The organism is Streptomyces lincolnensis (assembly GCF_021173675.1).
Lineage (GTDB): Bacteria > Actinomycetota > Actinomycetes > Streptomycetales > Streptomycetaceae > Streptomyces > Streptomyces lincolnensis_B.
Genome location: NZ_JAIHON010000073.1, coordinates 1 through 255, shown reverse-complemented (window position 1 = coordinate 255; position 255 = coordinate 1). Strand labels below are relative to the sequence as shown.

Annotated in this window: 1 protein-coding gene; it reads right to left on the bottom strand. The window is 67.1% G+C overall.

Going from position 1 to position 255, the window contains the following annotated elements; genetic code table 11:
- A partial coding sequence (locus tag K4B79_RS48925) for an IS3 family transposase (RefSeq protein ID WP_232033719.1) occupies window positions 1-255 on the bottom strand: 255 nt, incomplete at both ends.

Below are 255 nucleotides of genomic sequence, written 5' to 3'. Positions count from 1 at the left end.
ATACAGCCATCCCTCTGCAGTCGGCAGGCAGGTGATGTCACCGACGAGCTTCAGGCCGGGCATCGGCGCCGTGAAGTCCCGCAGGATCAGATCCGGCGCTGGCGCAGCCGAGCGGTCCTGTTTCGTCGGGGAGCGCGATTTCCGTCGCGTTATCCCGGCGATCTGCCTCTCCCGCATGATCCGCGCGACCCGTTTACGGTTCACGACCTGCCCGCGACGGCGCAGTTCGCGGGTGATCCGCAAGGCGCCGTAGGA